The 18,506-nt window shown below is 46.4% G+C and carries 13 protein-coding genes; 6 read left to right on the top strand and 7 right to left on the bottom strand.

The window, feature by feature from the left end; genetic code table 11:
- Positions 1 to 18 precede the first annotated feature (18 nt).
- Together OXG87_03030 and OXG87_03025 are read right to left on the bottom strand one after the other, a co-directional pair.
- Positions 19 to 2,415: an ABC transporter permease gene (locus OXG87_03030; protein MCY3868502.1), complete on the bottom strand. Its 2,397-nt coding sequence runs from the start codon at positions 2,413 to 2,415 to the stop codon at positions 19 to 21.
- A 170-nt stretch (positions 2,416 to 2,585) separates the two neighbouring features.
- Positions 2,586 to 3,284, bottom strand: coding sequence for an HAD family hydrolase (locus OXG87_03025; protein MCY3868501.1), 699 nt, complete (start codon positions 3,282 to 3,284; stop codon positions 2,586 to 2,588).
- Positions 3,285 to 3,607: 323 nt separating this feature from the next.
- Here OXG87_03025 and OXG87_03020 point away from each other — a divergent pair, with 323 nt between their 5' ends.
- From OXG87_03020 to OXG87_03010, 3 genes are read left to right on the top strand one after another with little or no spacing between them, the layout of a single operon-like run.
- The gene (locus tag OXG87_03020) at positions 3,608 to 6,019 is read left to right on the top strand and encodes an ABC transporter permease (protein ID MCY3868500.1); all 2,412 of its coding nucleotides are present in this window, start codon (positions 3,608 to 3,610) and stop codon (positions 6,017 to 6,019) included.
- Positions 6,016 to 8,523: an ABC transporter permease gene (locus OXG87_03015; protein MCY3868499.1), complete on the top strand. Its 2,508-nt coding sequence runs from the start codon at positions 6,016 to 6,018 to the stop codon at positions 8,521 to 8,523. The genes OXG87_03020 and OXG87_03015 overlap by 4 nt, the downstream gene beginning before the upstream one ends.
- Before the next feature lie 52 nt (positions 8,524 to 8,575).
- Positions 8,576 to 11,065 carry an ABC transporter permease gene (locus OXG87_03010; protein MCY3868498.1) on the top strand — a complete coding sequence of 830 codons (2,490 nt, stop codon included), beginning with the start codon at positions 8,576 to 8,578 and terminating at the stop codon, positions 11,063 to 11,065.
- 34 nt (positions 11,066 to 11,099) lie between these two features.
- On the opposite strand, the gene OXG87_03005 is transcribed toward OXG87_03010, so the two are convergent.
- The 3 genes from OXG87_03005 to OXG87_02995 all read right to left on the bottom strand — a co-directional run bounded on the left by OXG87_03005 (position 11,100) and on the right by OXG87_02995 (position 13,828).
- Positions 11,100 to 11,915, bottom strand: a complete 816-nt coding sequence (locus OXG87_03005) for an NAD-dependent epimerase/dehydratase family protein (GenBank protein MCY3868497.1) — start codon at positions 11,913 to 11,915, stop codon at positions 11,100 to 11,102.
- Positions 11,916 to 11,925: 10 nt separating this feature from the next.
- Complete coding sequence (locus OXG87_03000; GenBank protein ID MCY3868496.1) at positions 11,926 to 12,525, bottom strand: hypothetical protein; 600 nt, start codon at positions 12,523 to 12,525, stop codon at positions 11,926 to 11,928.
- A gap of 103 nt (positions 12,526 to 12,628) precedes the next feature.
- The gene (locus OXG87_02995; GenBank protein MCY3868495.1) at positions 12,629 to 13,828 is read right to left on the bottom strand and encodes a transposase; all 1,200 of its coding nucleotides are present in this window, start codon (positions 13,826 to 13,828) and stop codon (positions 12,629 to 12,631) included.
- A gap of 519 nt (positions 13,829 to 14,347) precedes the next feature.
- On the opposite strand from OXG87_02995, the gene OXG87_02990 reads away from it, so the two are divergent.
- The 3 genes from OXG87_02990 (at position 14,348) to OXG87_02980 (ending at position 17,547) form a co-directional block, all read left to right on the top strand.
- Complete coding sequence (locus OXG87_02990) at positions 14,348 to 16,093, top strand: phytanoyl-CoA dioxygenase family protein (protein MCY3868494.1); 1,746 nt, start codon at positions 14,348 to 14,350, stop codon at positions 16,091 to 16,093.
- Between the two features lie 88 nt (positions 16,094 to 16,181).
- Positions 16,182 to 17,303, top strand: a complete 1,122-nt coding sequence (locus OXG87_02985; GenBank protein ID MCY3868493.1) for an AAA family ATPase — start codon at positions 16,182 to 16,184, stop codon at positions 17,301 to 17,303.
- A gap of 67 nt (positions 17,304 to 17,370) precedes the next feature.
- Entirely contained in the window at positions 17,371 to 17,547 is a 177-nt protein-coding gene (locus OXG87_02980) for a hypothetical protein (protein ID MCY3868492.1), read from the top strand.
- Here the strand turns inward: OXG87_02980 and OXG87_02975 are convergent.
- Both OXG87_02975 and OXG87_02970 read right to left on the bottom strand, forming a co-directional pair.
- The gene (locus OXG87_02975; GenBank protein MCY3868491.1) at positions 17,525 to 18,190 is read right to left on the bottom strand and encodes a DUF4276 family protein; all 666 of its coding nucleotides are present in this window, start codon (positions 18,188 to 18,190) and stop codon (positions 17,525 to 17,527) included. The two genes, OXG87_02980 and OXG87_02975, sit on opposite strands and share 23 nt — an antisense overlap.
- 4 nt (positions 18,191 to 18,194) lie before the next feature.
- Positions 18,195 to 18,506 (bottom strand): AAA family ATPase (locus OXG87_02970; GenBank protein MCY3868490.1); only part of this gene is annotated, 312 nt, incomplete at its 5' end.

Here is an 18,506-nt window from a genome sequence, read left to right as displayed (position 1 = left end):
TACTTTAGTTGTTTTATTTTATTCGTACCGAAGCGCATCCACAGGGTTCGAACGCGCAGCTTTCAAAACGTGATAGCTCACCGTTAAAAGGGTAACACAAAGTGTCAGGAATCCACTGACGGCGAACGCCCAAATTGGAAAAGATATATGGTATGCAAAATCATTTAACCATTGCCCTACAGCATAATAGGCAATTGGCCATACGCAGAGATTAGCCACCACAACCAACCTTACATACCCTCTAAAGAATAAAAATACAACATTCCAAATTGATGCTCCAAGAACTCTACGGATGCCTATCTCTTTTACCCGTTTGTTCATAGCTAAAGCAGCAAGGCTAAAGATTCCAATACAGGCAATAAATATTGAAAATAGAGAACCTGATCTACTTATCCTTCCCCAGCGTTCTTCCGCTCGATATTGGCTATCCAGGTCCTGGTCAAGAAAAGAGAATTGAAACGGGATATGCGGATTCAATTCTGTCCACTTTTTTTTCAGTAGATTCAAAGTATGTTGAACTTCTACAGGATTGATCCGCACATAAATATATTGGTATTGGTCGGGACGCCCCAACTCGAACACAACAGGCTCAATCTGATGGTGCAGAGAGCGGGAATGAAAGTCTTTGACAACACCTACAATTTGTCTATTGCTAAATTCCGGAAGCATTTTACCTATAGGCGATGCCCATCCAAACTCTCTAACCAATGCCTCGTTTACAATAATACTTCCATGTAAATCTGAATTCGAATCCTGAATAAATCCCCTTCCTTCACTTAATTCGATTCCAAGCGTTTCAATAAAATTGGGCGCAACATCGAAAAATTGGACCTCAATCACAGACCCCTTGCACTTAACGTTCGTCGTCCAAATTAATCCTCCAAAGTGGACAAAAGATGCCGTAATACCCAGAACACTGGGGTAACGGGATAATTCAGATTTATAAATCGTATAAACATCTGACCTTTGCCCCTTATTCGGTTGGGATGCATCAATGACCACGACTTGTTCGTCTTGAAAACCCCGATCTTTTGTTTTCAAATAATCTATCTGTCTAAAGGTGACAATCGCAAAAATGATTAAAAATATTGATACCGAAAATTGGGTCGTTATCAGAGCTTTACTGAAAAAATTAGAGCCGCCAGATTTCAAACTCTCTGTGAGTGTGTGAATTGGAGAATACCCGGACAAAACGATCGAAGGATAACTGCCAGCAATTATGCCAACAAGAATAGATAGAAGAACAAGAGAAGCCATCACTTCACTACCATAGTCCAAGGTCAGTTCTTTATTGGCGACACTATTAAAAAGAGGCAGAGCAAGTTCTGAGAATGCAATTCCGACAAATAGTCCAATAAGACTTAATAACAGTGCCTCTCCCCAAAATTGTTGCATAAGTTGCAATCTCTCTGCTCCCACAACCTTACGCATACCTATTTCTTTAATACGAGTAGAGGCTAAAGCCATAGAAATATTGGCAAAATTGATACAGGCAACCAGTAGAACACCAAGAGCGATTCCAAGAAGTACAAATGAGAATATTCTGTCTCCAGTTGGCAATAATCCGCCCAGGATGTCTGAATTCAAGTGAACATCGTGAAATGGCTGTAAATCCAATTGAAGCGCATCATCACTTAAAGCCAGTGCATCGTATTCCTGGTATTTTTGAATAGTTGATTGATAGTATTTTTGTATAAACTCGGGAAATTTTGAGATAAGTTGCAAAGGATTGGCATTTTCCGATAGCAGTACGTATGAGACAACTCTGGAACTCCCCCACAGGTCAGCATATCTCTCATAATTTGGCTGCATTTCAGATGGCAAAAGAAAATCAAATTTTAAGCTCGAATTTTCAGGTATCTCCGATACGACACCTTTTACCACAAAATCGATATACTCTGCGTTTATCCTCACAGCGAGCGTCTTATCAATCGGATTTTCTCGATCAAAATACTTATGAGCCATCCTTCGGCTAATGACTATTGAGGATCTATTATGGAGGGCTGTTTTATCTCCATTCAAAAGGGAAAATGAAAAGACTTCAAAAACATCAGGACCTGTAAAGAGCATATTTTCTACAAACATTTTGTCTTTATATTTTACAACACTTTTTTCCTCTCTAAATCTCGCGACTTTTTCTATTTCGGGAAAATCGCGCTTTAATGTAGCTGCCAAGGGCGTTGGAACGCGTGCAGAATTTCTTATTTCGCCATTAGGGTTCTTTCTAATCTCATAGACACGATAAATTCGATCCAGATTTTCGTGGAATGTATCGTATGTCCACTCATTGTGAATGTACCGAAAGGTCAAAATGCAAAAGGCAATCCCTATTGCCAGACCGAGGATATTCGTGAAGGAATAGACTTTTTGTCTCCAAAGATGACGAAGTGCAACTACCAGATAATTCTTGAGCATAATCAACTCCCTATATGTATCAGTAATATCTACAATACAGACACTCCTGGAGTGCCGAAAGTGTCGGTTTGCACCTCGATAAAGTAAATTTTAAGGAGACCGAGCGTCCGGTCCCCATTTTTAAATATGCGAAATTGCGATGGTGCCTGTCGGTATATGTCGAAATACTTTCAGTTTCGACCTACCTCCAATATCGCGGAGAGGTCAGTCAATGAACTGATCTCGTAATCCGCTTTGATCCCCGTATCATTTGTCAGACCTTCGCGATTTAGCCAGACCGTATGCGCTCCGGCTGCACCTGCACCTGCAACATCCTGTTCCAGGGAATCTCCGACGTGTAATAGCCGCGCCAGCGGACAGCACGCCTTTTGTGCGGTAATCTGAAAAATTCTTCGATCAGGCTTCGCAACACGTACATCCTGGGCAAGGACAACAAAGTCAAAACGACCTGCGAGACCACAGCGTTCCGGGTAACTGTTCCCATTTGACAAAAGCCCGATCTTGAAATAAGATGCCAAAATATCAAGCGCAGGTTCAACATCTTTATACAACTCAATATCTTCGAAACGATGCTTCAGATATATCTTATTGAGATGCATGGCCAGATCACTGTCCGGATATCCAACATATTCAAGCGTCTTCTCAAATGCCAGCCGTCTGATCTCCTCGAGATTCCAGACCTCGCCTTTCACTTCCTCAGCAAGCCGATTGCGAATCGCAATCATATCCTCAACAGTAAGGTCTAAAGCGCGCTGGGTCGAAACATGCTGGCGCAATTCCCGCAATGTATGCGTTAACGAATGTCGCATGACCTTATAGAAGTCCCACAAGGTCATATCGCCATCAAAAGAAATCGCTGAAATTCGCAAGATCCCCTCCTATCAGTGTTCATTTTCGGACACCACTGTATCAAAATCGAACACTTTTTAAGACATCAATTTCAGGCGATTTTCCGTAACCTATTGTAATATCAATATTTGATTCTTTGGCATAATTTTTGCTTTAAAAATAGGTAATCCTGAGACTACTGTGGTTGCCTATAAGAAAATAGAAATGCAAAAACCGCCATCTTCTTCCATTTGTGGCATATGCAAGTTGGAGGTTTTTTGCCGGGAGAATCGAACAATGGTGAAAATTCAATAGTGTGACACACCGTTTCTGATCGATTTGATAGAATAAGAAAGGATTCGCAATGTTTGAAAACTATCTAAAAGTTGCAGTTCGAAACCTGATTAAATTTAAGATGTTTTCATTCCTGAATATCAGTGGTTTAGCTATCGGGATGGCCTGTTGTATTTTGGTTTTTTTGTATATACAGGATGAAATAGGGTATGACCAGTTCCACGAAAAAAGCAATCGCATTTACCGGGTGCTGAGAGAAAGGGAAGCCAATAGTGGCGAATCCCAGACGCATCCGGGCACTTCAGGTGCGCTTGCACCGTCTCTGCTGAAAGATTTTTCAGAAATACAAAGTGCTGTCCGGACCTGGGACATTGATACCTGGATAAACTATAAAGACAAATGGTTTAAACAAAAATTTATGATGACCGATTCTAAAATCTTTGAAATCTTCTCCTTTCCTTTCATAAAAGGCGATCCGAGGACAGCTCTGGTGGAACCTTATACCATTGTTCTCACCCGGGAAATGGCGAATAAATTCTTCCCTGACGAAAATCCCATAGGCCGAACAATCACCGTTGAACACCGATATTTTAGAGGGGATTACAAAATCACAGGTGTCCTGGAAAATATACCAATAAATTCGACAATTCAATTCGATTTTCTCGCTTCGTCTGCATCATCAGAATGGAGACAAAAAGAGTTTGCTGGCACTGTGTGGGAAAGATGGCAGCGCGAGAGTGGTTGGCTGCCAATAGAAACTTTTATTTTGCTACAAGAAGGGTATCCACCTTCCGAATTGGAACAAAAATTGAGCGATTTTATGCTTCGTTATATGGGCGAGGAAATCCAATCAAACAATGTCTATCACCTGCAGCCGCTCGATCGTATCCACCTCTATTCTAACGTAGATTACGGTATGACCATGTATAGCGACATCTCGTATATCTACTTACTCTCTACACTTGCCTTTTTTATTTTACTCATTGCCGGTATCAATTTCGTGAATCTCGCTACAGCACGCGCCACCACCAGGGCAATGGAAGTAGGTATGCGGAAAGTGGTAGGTGCTAATCGGCGGATATTGATTGTGCAATTTTTGGGAGAATCCTTTCTGCTATCATTGCTCGCCCTCTTGTTGGCATTGAGTTTTGTCGAGCTTTTCCTGCCTACCTTTAATGCTTTTACACTTAAGGCATTGTCACTAAATATTCAGAACGGATCTCTATTGGTCGGATTATCCGGCATTACGGTATTGGTCGGGCTATTTTCTGGAATTTATCCTGCTTTTGTTTTATCTGCCTTTGAGCCTATGGATATTCTCAAAGGAGGTAAATTAGTTTCTACTAAAAACAACGCCCGATTCCGAAAGGGATTGGTGATTTTTCAATCCTCAATTTCGGTTATATGTATCATCGGCACGATAACCATCTTTAATCAAATGAAGTACATGAGAAATAAAGACCTCGGTTTCAATAAAGATCAGGTCATGATTTTGGAGTTATACATGACAGATCGATCATTGACGAGCAATTATCGTGCAATACACCAGGAATTTATAAAACATCCAGATATATTGGCGGCAACGGCTTCTCATACATTGCCCAATATTGGGTGGGGAGAGCGCTGGGTGGTTTATCCAGAAGGAAGTAATTCGGATGGTTGGGAGATGAATATATTGGCTGCTGATGAGGACTTTCTGAACTTTTTTGACATCAAAGTTAAAGAAGGCCGAAATTTCTCAAGCGATATTGGACGCGACACCACAAATGCCTATATCCTGAATGAAACGGCGGTCAAACAACTGGGTTGGGAGAAGCCAATTGGCAAACAGTTTGAGTGGAATGATAGGCCCGGAAAAGTGATTGGCGTTGTCGAGGATTTTCATCTGCTATCTTTGCACGAAAAAATAGGACCTGTTTTCGTCTGCATGTGGGTTCCCAAATGGAATTATCTCTCCCTCAAAATTCGAAAAGATAATATTGCCAACACGATCCAATTCGTGGAAAACCAGTGGAAACGACTAATCCCAAATTTCCCCTTCAATTTTCATTTTTTAGATGAAAACATAGATAAATGGAATTATGAGGCTGAGATAAAATTAGAAAAAATGCTCCGATTAGTGTCACTGCTTACAATTTTTGTAGCCTGTCTGGGCTTATTTGGACTAACCGCTTTTACCGTGCAGTATCGCACCCACGAAATGAGTATCCGAAAGGTACTGGGAGCTTCTAAGTTCAACATCTGGTGGTTGCTCGTGAGGGATTTTTTAGGACTCATTTTATTGACCAACATCATTGCCTGGCCCATAGCTTTTTTCGTCATGGAGGCCTGGTTGCAGGATTTTCATTATCGCGTTCATGTGGATCTTATAACGCTGATCCTGGGTGGCGGAATATCCCTGATGATAGCCCTGCTTACCATCGTCTATCATACCCTAAAAACTGCTCTGTTAAATCCCATTCATCATTTGCGTTATAAATGATTACTTCTGAGTTGCTGTTGTCATTCAAACTGAAGTTCCCCGATTTAATGGTGGGAACTGATCTCATATTGCATATCACTAAGGGCTTTCCAATGATTTGTCAACGGGGTCTTACCATGTGGAAAAATTATCTCACCATAATCATACGAAACATCCGCAATCACAGGCTTTATTCACTGATTAACGTAGTCGGACTATCGGTAGGCCTGACGAGCTGTGGCCTAATCCTCCTGTGGATACAGCATGAGATAAAATACGATCAACACCATCTCAACGGAGACCGCATTTACAGGGTATTGAGACAGGTCAAAAACAAAACGACTGGAGATTCCTACTTCAATTATGGCACCCTGGGACCTTTAGGCCCTGCTCTCAAAGCCGACTTCCCCGAAATCGAGACGATGACCCGAATTTTTACCCGTAATGCGTGGGTTCGGTACAAAGATAAGGGATTCCAAGAGAACTTCTGTGTTGCCGATGATAGTTTTTTCAATGTATTCACATTTCCGTTCCTGAAGGGCGATCATCAAGCTATTCTGAAACACCCTTCTTCTGTAGTCGTTACAGAATCCACTGCACGAAAATATTTTGGTAATGAAAATCCTATCGGCAAGGTAATTACTGTAGAAAGTCGTTACACGGGAGGAGATTATGAGATTGTAGGCATCTTAAAAGATTTGCCGAGTCAATCAACACTTCAATTCGACATTCTGACGTTTACTGTTCCTTCTTTACCACTGATGCATGCGGTTTGGGAAAGATGGCGTAAATCTTCCTTTCGCCCTGTCCAAACTTATCTATTGCTTTCCAAAGGCACTTCTCCTGCTGATTTAGAGCGCAAATTGCCGGATTTTACCACCCGCTATTTTGACCTCGAAACGCGTGCAAACACAACGTATCACCTGCAACCTTTTCGCCGGATCTATCTCTACTCATATTCAGACTACGGTATAACAGACGGTGGAGACATTACCTATGTCTATTTATTTTCTGCGATCGGTGCGTTGATTCTCCTCATCGCTTGTGCGAACTTTATGAATTTGGCAACAGCGCGTTCAGCCAAAAGGGCAAGAGAAGTGGGCATTCGCAAGACTGTCGGCGCACACAAAGGTCAATTAATCAGTCAATTCTTCAGTGAATCGCTATTCATATCACTCCTGTCTTTGCTCTTTTCCATTTCACTGATTGAACTTGTCCTGCCAGCATTTGAACAATTTGTGGGCATTGACTTGCGTTTTGGCGTCTCTGAACTTCTCATAATGATCATCCTTACCGTGCTGATGGGTTTCATCGCTGGAAGCTATCCCGCTTTCTTTCTCTCAAGTTTTCAACCCATACAGGTATTAGGTGGCAAGTACTCACACACCTTAAAAGGTGTTCGCATGCGAGAAGTCCTGATCGTCTTTCAATTCTGTGTGTCTATTGCCCTCATAATTTGCACTGGCGTGGTCTATCAACAACTGAATTATATCAAAAACAAAAAACTTGGCTTCAACGAAGAAATGGTAGTCATGATGCCGCTATTTGCAACAGACCGTTCTCTCACCATTAAGTATGAATTGATCAAGCAGGAATTTCTCAAGCATCCCAATATTCACCGTGCAACTGCATCTCAAATCACATTCGGGTATGACGGAGGACGTGAGCTTGTCATTCCAGAAGGAATTGATGGCGAAGAGGTCAGAATGAGGCATCTGGTAGTAGATGAAGATTTTTTGGACACATTCGAAATCGATGTGATAGCTGGAAGAAATCTGAATAAGGATATTGCGAGCGATTCTTTTGAAGCATTTATTCTCAACGAGACGGCTGTTAAACAACTCGGATGGAAAGATCCTGTTGGAAAGCAATTTACCTGGCTTCTTAATAATCGTCGTGGAACAGTAATTGGGGTCGTGCGCGATTTTCATCTGCTGTCTCTCCATGAAGAAATAGAGCCAATTTTTATATGCAAGTGGCAGACACAATGGAATTGGCTATCAGTCAAAATTGGACGGGAGAACGTCTCATCAACAATAGATTTCATGGCGTCAAAGTGGAAGCAATTCATCCCTAACCGGCCTTTTGACAGCGCGTTTCTAAGCGAAAACCTCGAAAGATCTTATCTAAAGGAAATCAACATATTCAATGTCCTTGAAATCTTCACGCTTCTCGCTTCTTTTGTCGCTTGTATGGGACTATTTGGCCTTGCAAATTTCAGTGTTGAACAAAGAATCAAAGAAATTGGAATCCGCAAAGTACTGGGTGCGAATCTCGCAGATATTTTCACATTGCTTTCAAAAGAGTTTCTGAAGTTAATCGCGATCGCTTATGTGTTGGCACTTCCCCTCGCTTATTATGCCGGGGAGCAATGGCTACAAAATTTTGCATACCGAATAAATCAGAGCGTGGTCGTTTTTATTATCGGAGCAGTCTCAGGCATCATTGTCACCCTATTAATCGTGGGCTATCAAGCTGGCAAAGCCTGGTCTGAAGACCCGGTTAAAATGCTCCGTCAGGAGTAAACGACCACCCGCGCCATTTGACTGTACTTTTTAAAATTTAGAGGACGCATTCATGTTCAAAAACTATCTCGTCATCGCGATTCGCAATTTGCTCAAATACAAAATGTACTCAGCGATCAATGTTATCGGGCTGGGCATTGGCATCGGGTGTGTCATCTTGATCGGTCTGTTTGTACAAAACGAATTGGCTGTTAACACACAACATCCGCATGCAGATCGCTTGTATCGAATCATTGGTGAGTATCGATCAGAAAATGGTCAGACAACATACGACTGGCGCATTTCGGGGGCAATTGGCCCCACTTTGGCACGCGATTTCCCCGAAGTTGAAATCTCCACACGCACAATGCTTCGCCAAGCCTGGGTGCAGCATAAAGAGACAGTCTTGAATCGGGTATTTTGTCTCGCGGACCCGAATTGCCTGGATGTATTCAACTTTCCAATAATACAGGGTGACAAGTCTGCTCTTTTACAGCATAATTCTGTTTTTATCACCGAGTCTATGGTACGCGATTATTTTGGCGATCAAGACCCCATCGGCAAAGTGCTTACGGTCGAAGGGGCCTATATCGGGGGCGATTATACTGTCGCGGGTGTGCTTAAAGATTTGCCCAGGCGATCTTCGATTCGTTTTGATATGCTTTCAGCCTCTGTCTGGCCTGCTTTTCTTTCTCGATACTGGAATGCCTATTTGCCAACAGCACATTGGCGAGGCGGAATCACGGTCCACGTACGGTTAAAAGAAAACACGTCAGTTGAAAAATTGGCTTTAAAAATACCCGCGATGGTGGAACAGTATATGGGACCGGAAATGGTAGCACGCACGACGTATCACTTCCAGCCCATGGATGAAGTGCATTTGTACTCGAGACGCGATTATGGACTTCAGGACGTATTCGACATTCAAGGGCCAGTGATACATGGCAATATTGCACATGTTTATGCTGCATCTGCTACAGCCATTCTCATTTTTTTAATTGCGAGCATCAACTTCATCAATTTGACCACAGCCCGATCAGCTAACCGGGCACGCGAGGTGGGATTGCGAAAAGTGGTCGGCGCGCATCGAGGACAACTCGCTTTGCAATTTTTGGCCGAGTCGGTGATTTTCTCTGTATTGAGTTTGATTGTGGGGTTAGTTGTTATTTCTGATTTCTTACCACATTTCAACGACTATACGGGTAATTCTTTGACATTGGATATCACGGGCAATATGGCACTTGCTCTGGTTGGATTATCTCTGATAACAGGACTTATTACGGGGATTTATCCAGCATTTCTTTTATCGCGATTTCGGCCTGTTGAAGTGCTCAAAGGCACACTCGCAGCAGGTGCTCGCGGTAGGTTATTGCGCAAAGTGCTGGTGGTTTTTCAGTTTAGTACATCTATTGCACTGATTGTGATCACATTGGTTGTGTTTAATCAAATGTCGTATATCCAAAACAAAGATCTGGGATTTGACAAAGAGTACGTTATTGAGTCCCGTCTTTTGTGGGAGTCTCGCAATTCTCGTTTGCGTGAAGATCGCTTGTGGGAACGGTACAATGTTGTCAAAGATGTGTTTTTGCAGCATCCCAATATTACGGCTGCAACAATTGCGCGTTCTTCACACGGACGCACTGCGCCACAAGCGACTTTTAGTGCTTATGAACCGGGCAAAGAAGAATTGCGTATGGGCAGGAATGAAGTGGATGAAGATTTTCTGAGTTTCTTCAATATTGAACTTGTTGCGGGTCGAGACTTTTCAGAAGACGCAGCGAAAAGGTATGATTCGGAATCATTTGTGCCCCGAGATCAGTTGGAGCAATTGAAGGTTCACGGTCAGGCAGAATACATTCTCAATGAAACCGCTGTTAAAATGCTGGATTGGGCAGACCCCATTGGCAAACCATTTGGTGTGAAGGGACGAAGACCAGGGCGTGTTATAGGCGTGGTTAAAGACTTTCACGCGCGCACATTGCACGAGCCGCTTGGCCCTATGGTTTTATATGCGAACAACGCGGTACCCAAGACACTTTATCTAAAGGTAAGCCCTCATAATTTCGATGAAACCGTTGCACACATGGAAAAGGTATGGAAACATTTTTTGCCGATTCGCCCTTTTGCTTACACGTTTATGGATGACAATCTGAATCAGCAATATACCCAGGAGCGACAGTTGAGCCGCGCGATGAGCGTTTTTGCTGCTCTGGCTATTTTTGTTGCGTGTCTGGGCCTATTGGGGCTGGTCTCATTTTTGACCGAACAGCGCAAAAAGGAAGTGGGTATTCGCAAGGTGTTGGGTGCATCTGCAGGTCTTGTTGTAGGGCTGTTCTTGAAAGAGTTTATTCGCCTGGTATTGGTATCCTGTTTATTGGCATGGCCGATTGCCTATTGGGCAACCAATGAATGGTTACAGAATTTTGCCTATCGCATTGAGATTTCGGCACTGCCGTTTTTAGTAGGTGGTGTGTGTATGGTTGTCCTGACAACAATAACAGTAGCGTATAAGGTCATCAAAACAGCTCAGGCAAATCCAATAGAGGCCTTGCGGCATGAATGATTATAAAACAGTCTGGTATAACCGTGAGGGCATCCTAATCACCCACCCCTGAAGACCGCACATACAACGCCTCGAAGCGATCCTTCGCCTCCCATCCCAACAACCGCTTCGCCTTATCGGGCCGATACTTATCGTGCGGCAACCGCGCACAAATGAAAAAATTCTCATAAGGCGACGGCATCTCGGGCGCTCGCAATCCGTACAAAAACGCCTCGCCAGTATCCTCCCACGACGTCGTATAAGGATGTGCGCCGCGCCCATATTCTTCGGGCAGCACCTCTCCCGGTCGAAACTGCGTATAAACAAATGCAAGCACCTCCAGGCCCTCGCGCTCGGCAAAAACGCGTGTCACATGCCCGCCCAGATACTTGGTCACAGCGTAGAGATCATCGCCAGGATGCAGCGGGATATCGGCATCCAACTGAAAATCGTGCCAATAATCGGCATTGTGATCCAGCGAAGTGTGAAAAGGTCCCGTGTGGATCAGCCGCTTAATCCCACAAGCCACGCAGGCTTTAGCCACATTGTACGCACCCACCATATTCACCTGAAAAGCCAGCACCGGATGTGGCCGAATCACAGACACATTGATCGCCGCATTCATACCCTCGCACACAGCCAGCACCTGCGCGTAATCCGTAATATCCACAACCCGATTCTCGTGCGGCGGACCCAACACCTCTGGAATCGGCGCCCGGGGACTCTGCGGCGGCGAAACCGCGATCTCTGTCATAGGCCGAAGATCGGTCACCCGCAAAGTATAATGGCCTTTAAGCGCAGAAATCGCCGCTGCCCCCACCGGACCACCAGCCCCGAACAACACCACATTCCCCTCATTTACAGTCGCCATAACATTTCCCTCAAGCAAAACGCCCACTCGACGCCACATGCGACAGCGACCAGTGGTGCCCCTCGCGCTCGGCTATAAGCGCATCGCGCACAGCCGTCACCGCATCCTCCGCCATAGTCTCCACACCCGGCGCACCAAGGCGCAAACAACGCACCTCAATCTGACCCGTGCGCGCAATCTCCCGCCCCACCAGCTCAGCCATAAACGGTGCCAGTGCCTCAGCCTCTGCTCGCGGTATCGCATTCCACCGCGGATCAACGATATATTCCTCCGGATAATCCCGCACCAAATCCAGACAACTCAACAACACCACCTTCTCAATACCGGCGGCACAGGCAGCCGTCAGCGCCACATAAGTCCCCCGCGCCGCTACGTCGAGCAAAACCTGCTCGCTATCCCCTATTGGATCGCTGGCCGCCGCGTACACAACAGCCTCTACGCCCGCCAGCATCGGATCTACCGATTCTCGCTGGAGCAAATCAACCTGTCGGTACCCGGCAAAATCACGGGCATCTTCCGAACCAATCGCCACCACCTCAAACCCCGCGCCCAACCCCGTCGCCAGCAGCGCACCCCAGGGGCGATCTGCGCCAATCACTGCCACATTCATGACGTACTCCCAAAGCTAAAGCTTATGGATTATAGAACCTGTTGCTTCAGCAGGGATTGTGGGATCAACAGTAGTTGCTTGCTTTCCCGAAAGTCGGCAAGTCTTACGCTACCTCCGCCACAGATGGACATCCCCACCTGTGAATATTTATCGCTGCGTTGAGGTCTCTGTCTATTTCGAGACCACATTTGCAACAATGGAATGTTCTTTCTCGCAATTCAAGATTCTCTTTTACATTGTCGCAAGCAGAGCAAGTCTTTGACGAGGGCAACCCCTGTTTGATTTGAATAACATGCTTGCCTGTCTTTTTTGCGACATACTTGAGAATAGTCAAAAAGTCTGAGAATCCCAGATCACTAATTTTTCTTCCCCACAATTGTTTCATGGCTTTGATGTTGAGTTTTTCAAAGCACATGACGTCATATTCTTTGCACAGTTGATAGGCAAGTTGCCAGTGATAGTCTCTGCGTTGATTAGCCACGCGCCTGTGTACTCTGGCAAGGTTTATTCTTGCCCTATGACGGTTGTTGCTACCCTTCTTCTTGCGAGAAAGATTGCGATTGGCCTTTTTGACCCTTCTTGAATTACGATTGAAGAACAATGGCGATTGTATCTTTGTGCCGTCACTTGCAGTCAAGTATGTTTTCAAGCCAAAGTCAAAGCCTGCGGTTTTACCCGTCTTGACAATGAATGACTTGAACGCTTCAGCTTTTGCAACAACACATAGCCACAAGTCGCCTGCGCTATCGCGCTTAATGGTGACTGTTTTGACACTCTCTATGTCAAAGTCTCTACTTTTATGATACCTGAATACACGCTTACCTATACGCATCTTGTTACCGTCCAGAAACTTGTATCCAGCTTGCTTAAGCGTATAGGACTTGTATTTAAATTTACTGCGAAATTTAGGCGGTCTCTTGTTGTCCTTATCAAAGAACTTCTGGTATCCAAAGTCTATGCGCTCGATCACATTCTGCAATGCCTGACTCGGCAATAGACACCAGGCAGAATATCGCACGGTCTTTTTCAGCCTTGTCAAGTGCTTTATCAGTGTGTACTTGCTTGGATACTTCTTAAAACGCCGATAGTATCGCTTGTGCAAGGCGATGAAATGATTATACACACCCGCAAAGGTGTCAATCTCGCGATGGAGATACTTATTACGATCACATCGGCTATACAGCTTATATTTGTAGGTCACATACATTGGCAACCACTCAGTAAAGAAAGCCCCAGCAGTTGTCACATAGATGCATAAAGCTCTCTGTCCGCTGAGGCTTGAGAAATAGCCTAAAAAAAGCATTATGCTTAATCTGTATGATACTATAAATATACACAAAAACAACATTTTATTCAAGTGATGCTATCGGATGAGTCTTTGTGATGCGCCGCCCATATCGCCTTGTGAGATATACCACCCTGTTAAAGCACCACCCCATAGAATCGGAATCCCTTACAAAACAACGCTCGCTAACTCGCGTCTGCTTCCCAACGCTAAAGCTGTCGGGGCTTACGGCCTGTTTGATAAATATCTCCTCTCTAAAATCTGACTCCCTGTCCCGCAATATACGCGATACGCTCCGCAGAACGCAACCTTCAAAAAGCGCGAATGGACGAATCAACGAATCAACGAATCAACGAATCGGCGGAATGGGGTATGAAGGCGAGTAATTACTGACGTTGTGCTTCGCGTGAGAACATGACTGCGCCAGCAGTTCATCAACGAATATCTATTTGGCTTGCACCTGCATGTCAAAGGCTATATTTTGCCATCAACTAAACCCCATCATCCACCTGCTATTCTTTTAAGGAGAACCCGGACATGGACCGCGAATCTATGACCAATGAAGAGAATTACTTCTTTGACACCGAAGGCTATATCATCGTCCCCGGTGCCCTCACCTCGAAAGAAGTCGATACCCTCAACAACACCCTTGACGAAGCCGGACCCACCGACAATCTCCTGACACTATCCGCCCCCCTGCGGGACCCCTTCCGCGACCTTCTTGTCCATCCCGTCCTGGTCTGGTACCTCAACCAGATCTGTGGCCACGGCTTTCGTCTGGACAGAGCACCTCGCCTGATCGGAGAAGCCGCTGGCGACGATCCCAACGCCCCGCTACAGGGCAACAACGAACCCAGAGACACGGCTCGGGCCTACTACTTTCAGAACAACTACCGCGTCTGCCACGGCGTACGCGTCATCTGGGCACTCTGCGATGTCAACGCGGACGACGGCGGCGTGGTCCTGGTTCCAGCCAGCCACAAAAGCAATGTAGAAGCACCCGAAGACCTCCTCACAGGCGCAGACGACATGGACCTGGTCGAACAACCCGTACTCAAAGCCAGCGACCTGCTCATCATTGGCGGAACCACCCTTCAGGGCCTCCGCCCCTGGAAAGGGCGCAATCCACAGCGCCTCATCGCCTGCGAATATGCCAACCGCGCTGTCCTGCAATCCAACGGGCCAGGAGCAAAAATAGAACCCAGACCGGAATGGATGGCCAATCTGCCGCCCGAACATGTGGCCGTCCTCTCCAACCCCGGATACAAAGACACCACCGACCCGCCGCCAACCCTCAATACCGATGGCAAAAAGACCTGGCTGGAAAAATCGCCGGACATTATACACCCCTCGTTTTACAAACCCGACCCCGACGCTGGCATTGATCACAAAGAACTCTACTTCTGGGATCTCACCGGCTACCTCATCGTGCGCAATGTCATGGACGAAGAATGGCTGGCACGGGCCAACGAAGCCATCGACAAATTCTCCGATCGCATTGTCGTGGGCGAAGAACTCGCCCGAGGATCCAAAAGCCTCCGGGGCACCGGACGCCCCACGCTCAGCGGCCTTCTCCACCTGCCCGAACCCTATTGCGAACCCTTCCGCAAAATGCTCATCCACCCAGCCGTCATCGGCCGCCTCAACTGGATGATGGGCAGCGGATACCGGTGCAACGGGGCCACCGCCTTCTGTTCGGTCAAAGGCTCTACCGGGCACTCCCTCCACGGCGGCAATGAACCCCTCATACCCTCCCGAAGCTATGTCTTCCAGAACGGCCGCAGCCATGCCGAATTTGTCCGCGCTGTCTGGCAATTGCACGACACAACCCCTGGCGGCGGTGGATTCGTCTGCGTCCCGGGAAGCCACAAAGCCTATTATCGCATGCCCGAAGGCATCCGCACCAGCGACGACGACATGGGCGCCATCCGCCAACCGGTCCCAAAAGCCGGCGACATCCTCTTCTTTATGGACACTGTCCTCACCCACGGAGCCTGGGCCTGGAAATCCGACATCAGCCGCCGGTCCATCTTCTTCAGTTACTATTCCCGCCACCACTCCTACCGCGGCGGCGTCATCGAACCCGAAGACCGCTGGGGAGAAGATATAGTCGAAGGCATGACCGAAGCCCAATTTGCCGTCATGCGCGGTTCCACCCGCGATGCCCGGAGCAGAAACACGCCGCGCCTCGTTGTAGAAAACGGCCAGCTAAGTGTCTCCTACGACGCCAGGGGAGACCGTTATGAATACCCGGTGCGAAAACCGGGCGATAGTCGAAAATAAAACACGCGATACACCAGAATGGGGCCGTGTCTTGTGGAGACATGTTAATTGCCTGGATACCGCGCAGGAGGGAGAAGGAGAGAGTAGAATGCCAGTACTAAAAAGCATTAAGATCAGCGGTTTTCGATCCATCAAAGAAATGTCATTGGAGCTTCGACCCCTCAATATTTTGATTGGTGCTAATGGGGCGGGCAAAAGCAATCTCATTGCTTTTTTTAAATTCGTGAATGAATTGATGGGCGGACGGCTCCAGCAACATATTGGAGCAACGGGACGGGCTACAGGCAATTTGCACTTCGGCCCTAATATAACCCCTCAATTGGAAGCGAAAATGGTATTTGAGGTAGAGAACGGAACGGATACCTACTACATGAGACTATTCCACGCTGCTGGTGATTCTCTAATTTTTGCCGAAGAAACACTCGCCTATCATCAAAAAGGCTATCCGAGACCAAGGGCCGTGTCACTGGGAGCTGGTCATCGAGAAACGCGGATTGGAGACGCGGCAGAAGAAGGCGAACCAGCGGCGAAGATACTCAGACATTTGCTGCTGAATCATTGTCGCGTCTATCACTTCCACGATACATCGCCGACTTCGAGAGTCCGACAATATTGTTATATCAGCGACAATCGCTGGCTCATGCCCGACGCAGCGAATCTGGCGGCGGTATTGTATGCACTCAAGTCCCATAAGGAAAAGGTATATCGCCGGATTGTGGCGACAATTCGGCAAGTGGCACCATTTTTCGAAGACTTTGATCTCGAGCCAACCGATTCCAGAGACATCATTCTCAACTGGCGCCATCGCAAATCCGACCTCATTTTCGGTCCTCATCAACTCTCGGACGGTACGCTACGGGCAATCTGTCTGATTGCGCTACTGCTACAGCCGAAAGAAAATCTTCCATACCTGATTGTGGTGGATGAACCAGAACTCGGGCTACATCCGTATGCGCTCGATGTAATTGCGTCGCTATTTCAAGCAGCAAGTGGCCAGACACAGGTCCTCGTCAGTACGCAGTCCAGCGCGTTTCTCAACGCTTTTGAACCAGAAGACATTGTGGTTGTCGAACGCAATGATGAGGCTACAGAATTTATCAGGCCAGATGCCGAAAAACTCGACGCATGGCTGGAAGACTATTCGCTTGGAGAGATCTGGGAGAAAAACGTCATCGGCGGAGGACTGCCGATCCAAATGTCCCCACTTTAATGCGTGGCTTGAACGACTTGAGAAACTCGGATCACTTGACAGGTGAGCCGTCAGGAGATAAAAAAAAATGAGTAACGTAAGTGACTTGCACAAAAAATGGAGCCATGACCCAGAATACCGGGCAGCCTATGAAAAACTCGGCCCGGAATTTGACCTGGCCCGCACTGGTGCCAAGCTCACGCAAGCACAACTTGCCGAGCGCCTGAAGACAACGCAATCGGTCATTGCGCAGAATACCCCATAAGCTCTTGAATCTTCTGCCGAAAGTAGCGGAAACTGGGCGATTTGTTGTTCTTTACATCCATATTTGGGGCGATGCGCGCTGCCCATATCGACTTTTCCCTGCCGATTGCTCTCCATCCCTTGCTTTCCAGTCCCGTTGCACCACCTTGAAATATTGCATCCGCCAGAAGTTCCCAGGTGCCGCAAATGGCATCATTTGTATAACTATTCAGAACATTGTCCCGGGCATTCGAGTAAGCGGTCTTAATCGCGGGAATATCACCGAGCAACCAAGCTTCACCTTCTTCTATGGCAATACAAAACCGGGTTTCTGGCTTGGGATTGCACGCATTCAGAACTCTGAAAAGTTCCTGACGAAATACTTTTAGGCATTTGTCATCCAGGTCGCAAACCACAATCACTGCTGCTGGATAATTCTCGGGGTAGCTGGCAAATGTCCTTCCATATCCTCTGAGCAACCTGATAAGTTGGTCAAGCAAAATGCGCTTACTCGCATCGGTACTACTCTTGAGATTTTTGGGAATGTGTCCGACGCCCCGGTATTCAATAACCCTGAATGTATGCTGATTACCGATGATCTTTCGAATCAAAATATCGAGTGCGTGCTTACCGGATTGATCTTCGACGAGTACTTCAAAGTGCATCCAATCACCTCTCGTCGAAATAATCGCTGTACCAGAGGCCTCCTAATGGCAAACCCTCTGCGACCATATTATTCACGATTGGATCATCACTTGCCCGGCGAATCGTCGAAAAACCATCGTCACCCTTTTCCAAAATCCAGACCTCATCCGGCTCGAGCGCATTGACAAAGTATGGCTGGTGTGTAGTGATAAAAACCTGCGAGCCACCGGGAGTATCGGCATGCTCTCGAAACTCATTGGCCAGGGTCTCCAAGAGCTTGTGATACAGGCCATTCTCCGGCTCTTCAATACAGAGAAATGGAGGCGGACTCGGATC

This window comes from Gemmatimonadota bacterium, from assembly GCA_026706845.1.
In the GTDB taxonomy this organism is placed as follows: domain Bacteria; phylum Latescibacterota; class UBA2968; order UBA2968; family UBA2968; genus VXRD01.
This window is presented reverse-complemented; position numbering and strand designations above follow the sequence as displayed.

Excerpts from the sequence above, each read along its gene's own strand:
- OXG87_03030 (MCY3868502.1), bottom strand. The coding sequence starts at position 2,415 with ATGCTCAAGAATTATCTGGTAGTTGCACTTCGTCATCTTTGGAGACAA.
- OXG87_03020 (MCY3868500.1), top strand. The coding sequence starts at position 3,608 with ATGTTTGAAAACTATCTAAAAGTTGCAGTTCGAAACCTGATTAAATTT.
- OXG87_03015 (MCY3868499.1), top strand. The coding sequence starts at position 6,016 with ATGATTACTTCTGAGTTGCTGTTGTCATTCAAACTGAAGTTCCCCGAT.
- OXG87_03010 (MCY3868498.1), top strand. The coding sequence starts at position 8,576 with ATGTTCAAAAACTATCTCGTCATCGCGATTCGCAATTTGCTCAAATAC.
- OXG87_03005 (MCY3868497.1), bottom strand. The coding sequence starts at position 11,915 with ATGGCGACTGTAAATGAGGGGAATGTGGTGTTGTTCGGGGCTGGTGGT.
- OXG87_03000 (MCY3868496.1), bottom strand. The coding sequence starts at position 12,525 with ATGAATGTGGCAGTGATTGGCGCAGATCGCCCCTGGGGTGCGCTGCTG.
- OXG87_02995 (MCY3868495.1), bottom strand. The coding sequence starts at position 13,828 with ATGCTTTTTTTAGGCTATTTCTCAAGCCTCAGCGGACAGAGAGCTTTA.
- OXG87_02990 (MCY3868494.1), top strand. The coding sequence starts at position 14,348 with ATGGACCGCGAATCTATGACCAATGAAGAGAATTACTTCTTTGACACC.
- OXG87_02985 (MCY3868493.1), top strand. The coding sequence starts at position 16,182 with ATGCCAGTACTAAAAAGCATTAAGATCAGCGGTTTTCGATCCATCAAA.
- OXG87_02980 (MCY3868492.1), top strand. The coding sequence starts at position 17,371 with ATGAGTAACGTAAGTGACTTGCACAAAAAATGGAGCCATGACCCAGAA.
- OXG87_02975 (MCY3868491.1), bottom strand. The coding sequence starts at position 18,190 with ATGCACTTTGAAGTACTCGTCGAAGATCAATCCGGTAAGCACGCACTC.